Genomic DNA, 5,683 nt, shown 5'->3' on the forward strand with positions numbered 1-5,683 from the left:
TATTAACGTTTCGATCTTCTCGGTCGAAAGCGGAGAAAAAGAGGTGTTGACAGCAGCGTGTAACGCTGTAGAATTCGCCTCCCGCTAACGAGAGATCGGAAGCGCAAGTGGTTGAAGTTGTTGAAGAATTCTTCGAAAACTTCTGAAAATAATCACTTGACAGCAAATGAGGCTGCTGTAGAATGCGCGCCTCGGTTGAGACGAAAGATCTTAACCAACCGCTCTTTAACAACTGAATCAAGCAATTCGTGTGGGTGCTTGTGGAGTCAGACTGATAGTCAACAAGATTATCAGCATCACAAGTTACTCCGCGAGAAATCAAAGATGTAACCAACGATTGCTGAGCCAAGTTTAGGGTTTCTTAAAAACCCAAAGATGTTTGAACTGAAGAGTTTGATCATGGCTCAGATTGAACGCTGGCGGCAGGCCTAACACATGCAAGTCGAGCGGTAGAGAGAAGCTTGCTTCTCTTGAGAGCGGCGGACGGGTGAGTAATGCCTAGGAATCTGCCTGGTAGTGGGGGATAACGTTCGGAAACGGACGCTAATACCGCATACGTCCTACGGGAGAAAGCAGGGGACCTTCGGGCCTTGCGCTATCAGATGAGCCTAGGTCGGATTAGCTAGTTGGTGAGGTAATGGCTCACCAAGGCTACGATCCGTAACTGGTCTGAGAGGATGATCAGTCACACTGGAACTGAGACACGGTCCAGACTCCTACGGGAGGCAGCAGTGGGGAATATTGGACAATGGGCGAAAGCCTGATCCAGCCATGCCGCGTGTGTGAAGAAGGTCTTCGGATTGTAAAGCACTTTAAGTTGGGAGGAAGGGCAGTTACCTAATACGTGATTGTTTTGACGTTACCGACAGAATAAGCACCGGCTAACTCTGTGCCAGCAGCCGCGGTAATACAGAGGGTGCAAGCGTTAATCGGAATTACTGGGCGTAAAGCGCGCGTAGGTGGTTTGTTAAGTTGGATGTGAAATCCCCGGGCTCAACCTGGGAACTGCATTCAAAACTGACTGACTAGAGTATGGTAGAGGGTGGTGGAATTTCCTGTGTAGCGGTGAAATGCGTAGATATAGGAAGGAACACCAGTGGCGAAGGCGACCACCTGGACTAATACTGACACTGAGGTGCGAAAGCGTGGGGAGCAAACAGGATTAGATACCCTGGTAGTCCACGCCGTAAACGATGTCAACTAGCCGTTGGGAGCCTTGAGCTCTTAGTGGCGCAGCTAACGCATTAAGTTGACCGCCTGGGGAGTACGGCCGCAAGGTTAAAACTCAAATGAATTGACGGGGGCCCGCACAAGCGGTGGAGCATGTGGTTTAATTCGAAGCAACGCGAAGAACCTTACCAGGCCTTGACATCCAATGAACTTTCTAGAGATAGATTGGTGCCTTCGGGAACATTGAGACAGGTGCTGCATGGCTGTCGTCAGCTCGTGTCGTGAGATGTTGGGTTAAGTCCCGTAACGAGCGCAACCCTTGTCCTTAGTTACCAGCACGTAATGGTGGGCACTCTAAGGAGACTGCCGGTGACAAACCGGAGGAAGGTGGGGATGACGTCAAGTCATCATGGCCCTTACGGCCTGGGCTACACACGTGCTACAATGGTCGGTACAGAGGGTTGCCAAGCCGCGAGGTGGAGCTAATCCCACAAAACCGATCGTAGTCCGGATCGCAGTCTGCAACTCGACTGCGTGAAGTCGGAATCGCTAGTAATCGCGAATCAGAATGTCGCGGTGAATACGTTCCCGGGCCTTGTACACACCGCCCGTCACACCATGGGAGTGGGTTGCACCAGAAGTAGCTAGTCTAACCTTCGGGAGGACGGTTACCACGGTGTGATTCATGACTGGGGTGAAGTCGTAACAAGGTAGCCGTAGGGGAACCTGCGGCTGGATCACCTCCTTAATCGACGACATCAGCTGCTCCATAAGCACCCACACGAATTGCTTGATTCATTGAAGAAGACGATAAGAAGCAGCCCTGACGGGTTGTAGCTTGGTTGGTTAGAGCGCACCCCATGCTCTGTGGTAGAGAGCAGGGTGAGGTCGGCCTTATAGCTCGAAATTGGGTCTGTAGCTCAGTTGGTTAGAGCGCACCCCTGATAAGGGTGAGGTCGGCAGTTCGAATCTGCCCAGACCCACCAATTTTGTGTGGGAAACGCCTGTAGAAATACGGGGCCATAGCTCAGCTGGGAGAGCGCCTGCCTTGCACGCAGGAGGTCAACGGTTCGATCCCGTTTGGCTCCACCACTACTGCTTCTACGTTATGAAAGCTTAGAAATGAGCATTCCATCAGATTGATGGTGAATGTTGATTTCTAGTCTTTGATTAGATCGTTCTTTAAAAATTTGGGTATGTGATAGAAAGATAGACTGAACGTTACTTTCACTGGTAACGGATCAGGCTAAGGTAAAATTTGTGAGTTACTCAGTTTTGAGTATTATCGAATTTTCGGCGAATGTTGTCTTCACAGTATAACCAGATTGCTTGGGGTTATATGGTCAAGTGAAGAAGCGCATACGGTGGATGCCTTGGCAGTCAGAGGCGATGAAAGACGTGGTAGCCTGCGAAAAGCTTCGGGGAGTCGGCAAACAGACTTTGATCCGGAGATGTCTGAATGGGGGAACCCAGCCATCATAAGATGGTTATCTTACGCTGAATACATAGGCGTAAGAGGCGAACCAGGGGAACTGAAACATCTAAGTACCCTGAGGAAAAGAAATCAACCGAGATTCCCTTAGTAGTGGCGAGCGAACGGGGACTAGCCCTTAAGTGGCTTTGAGATTAGCGGAACGCTCTGGAAAGTGCGGCCATAGTGGGTGATAGCCCTGTACGCGAAAATCTCTTAGTCATGAAATCGAGTAGGACGGAGCACGAGAAACTTTGTCTGAATATGGGGGGACCATCCTCCAAGGCTAAATACTACTGACTGACCGATAGTGAACTAGTACCGTGAGGGAAAGGCGAAAAGAACCCCGGAGAGGGGAGTGAAATAGATCCTGAAACCGTATGCGTACAAGCAGTGGGAGCCTACTTTGTTAGGTGACTGCGTACCTTTTGTATAATGGGTCAGCGACTTATTTTCAGTGGCGAGCTTAACCGAATAGGGGAGGCGTAGCGAAAGCGAGTCTTAATAGGGCGTCTAGTCGCTGGGAATAGACCCGAAACCGGGCGATCTATCCATGGGCAGGTTGAAGGTTGGGTAACACTAACTGGAGGACCGAACCGACTACCGTTGAAAAGTTAGCGGATGACCTGTGGATCGGAGTGAAAGGCTAATCAAGCTCGGAGATAGCTGGTTCTCCTCGAAAGCTATTTAGGTAGCGCCTCATGTATCACTGTAGGGGGTAGAGCACTGTTTCGGCTAGGGGGTCATCCCGACTTACCAAACCGATGCAAACTCCGAATACCTACAAGTGCCGAGCATGGGAGACACACGGCGGGTGCTAACGTCCGTCGTGAAAAGGGAAACAACCCAGACCGTCAGCTAAGGTCCCAAAGTTATGGTTAAGTGGGAAACGATGTGGGAAGGCTTAGACAGCTAGGAGGTTGGCTTAGAAGCAGCCACCCTTTAAAGAAAGCGTAATAGCTCACTAGTCGAGTCGGCCTGCGCGGAAGATGTAACGGGGCTCAAACCATACACCGAAGCTACGGGTATCACTTAGGTGATGCGGTAGAGGAGCGTTCTGTAAGCCTGTGAAGGTGAGTTGAGAAGCTTGCTGGAGGTATCAGAAGTGCGAATGCTGACATGAGTAACGACAATGGGTGTGAAAAACACCCACGCCGAAAGACCAAGGTTTCCTGCGCAACGTTAATCGACGCAGGGTTAGTCGGTCCCTAAGGCGAGGCTGAAAAGCGTAGTCGATGGAAAACAGGTTAATATTCCTGTACTTCTGGTTATTGCGATGGAGGGACGGAGAAGGCTAGGCCAGCTTGGCGTTGGTTGTCCAAGTTTAAGGTGGTAGGCTGGAATCTTAGGTAAATCCGGGATTCTAAGGCCGAGAGCTGATGACGAGTTAACTTTTAGTTAACGAAGTGGTTGATGCCATGCTTCCAAGAAAAGCTTCTAAGCTTCAGGTAACCAGGAACCGTACCCCAAACCGACACAGGTGGTTGGGTAGAGAATACCAAGGCGCTTGAGAGAACTCGGGTGAAGGAACTAGGCAAAATGGCACCGTAACTTCGGGAGAAGGTGCGCCGGTGAGGGTGAAGGACTTGCTCCGTAAGCTCATGCCGGTCGAAGATACCAGGCCGCTGCGACTGTTTATTAAAAACACAGCACTCTGCAAACACGAAAGTGGACGTATAGGGTGTGACGCCTGCCCGGTGCCGGAAGGTTAATTGATGGGGTTAGCTAACGCGAAGCTCTTGATCGAAGCCCCGGTAAACGGCGGCCGTAACTATAACGGTCCTAAGGTAGCGAAATTCCTTGTCGGGTAAGTTCCGACCTGCACGAATGGCGTAACGATGGCGGCGCTGTCTCCACCCGAGACTCAGTGAAATTGAAATCGCTGTGAAGATGCAGTGTATCCGCGGCTAGACGGAAAGACCCCGTGAACCTTTACTATAGCTTTGCACTGGACTTTGAATTTGCTTGTGTAGGATAGGTGGGAGGCTTTGAAGTGTGGACGCCAGTCTGCATGGAGCCAACCTTGAAATACCACCCTGGCAACTTTGAGGTTCTAACTCAGGTCCGTTATCCGGATCGAGGACAGTGTATGGTGGGTAGTTTGACTGGGGCGGTCTCCTCCTAAAGAGTAACGGAGGAGTACGAAGGTGCGCTCAGACCGGTCGGAAATCGGTCGTAGAGTATAAAGGCAAAAGCGCGCTTGACTGCGAGACAGACACGTCGAGCAGGTACGAAAGTAGGTCTTAGTGATCCGGTGGTTCTGTATGGAAGGGCCATCGCTCAACGGATAAAAGGTACTCCGGGGATAACAGGCTGATACCGCCCAAGAGTTCATATCGACGGCGGTGTTTGGCACCTCGATGTCGGCTCATCACATCCTGGGGCTGAAGCCGGTCCCAAGGGTATGGCTGTTCGCCATTTAAAGTGGTACGCGAGCTGGGTTTAGAACGTCGTGAGACAGTTCGGTCCCTATCTGCCGTGGACGTTTGAGATTTGAGAGGGGCTGCTCCTAGTACGAGAGGACCGGAGTGGACGAACCTCTGGTGTTCCGGTTGTCACGCCAGTGGCATTGCCGGGTAGCTATGTTCGGAATAGATAACCGCTGAAAGCATCTAAGCGGGAAACTAGCCTCAAGATGAGATCTCACTGGAACCTTGAGTTCCCTGAAGGGCCGTCGAAGACTACGACGTTGATAGGTTGGGTGTGTAAGCGCTGTGAGGCGTTGAGCTAACCAATACTAATTGCCCGTGAGGCTTGACCATATAACACCCAAGCAATTTGAGAACTCGAAAGAGCATCAGATTGCGGTGTGTGAAGACGATAGAACCGAAAGTTCGATCTCACAAAACACCGAAAGCTATCACATACCCAATTTGCTGAAGCGAGGCCATCTGGTCACGACTCAGTACCCGAATTTCTTGACGACCATAGAGCATTGGAACCACCTGATCCCATCCCGAACTCAGTAGTGAAACGATGCATCGCCGATGGTAGTGTGGGGTTTCCCCATGTGAGAGTAGGTCATCGTCAAGATTAAATTCC

Annotated in this window: 2 tRNA genes and 3 rRNA genes; all 5 read left to right on the plus strand. The window is 50.9% G+C overall.

The features are described from left to right. Positions 1 to 381 precede the first annotated feature (381 nt). The 5 genes from Q7C20_RS26455 (at position 382) to rrf (ending at position 5,674) form a co-directional block, all read left to right on the plus strand. Positions 382 to 1,918: ribosomal RNA gene (locus Q7C20_RS26455) — 16S ribosomal RNA — on the plus strand. Positions 1,919 to 2,079: 161 nt separating this feature from the next. Beyond that, a tRNA-Ile gene (locus Q7C20_RS26460) sits at positions 2,080 to 2,156 on the plus strand. 30 nt (positions 2,157 to 2,186) lie between these two features. Further along, a tRNA-Ala gene (locus Q7C20_RS26465) sits at positions 2,187 to 2,262 on the plus strand. 249 nt (positions 2,263 to 2,511) lie between these two features. After that, positions 2,512 to 5,403: ribosomal RNA gene (locus Q7C20_RS26470) — 23S ribosomal RNA — on the plus strand. 155 nt (positions 5,404 to 5,558) lie between these two features. Next, positions 5,559 to 5,674 (plus strand): 5S ribosomal RNA (gene rrf / locus Q7C20_RS26475). The 16S, 23S and 5S rRNA genes sit together here with 2 tRNA genes alongside, the layout of an rRNA operon. The last annotated feature ends 9 nt before the right edge of the window (positions 5,675 to 5,683 follow it).

Origin of the sequence: Pseudomonas sp. AMR01 (assembly GCF_041946035.1) — a bacterium.
GTDB lineage: Bacteria > Pseudomonadota > Gammaproteobacteria > Pseudomonadales > Pseudomonadaceae > Aquipseudomonas > Aquipseudomonas antarctica_B.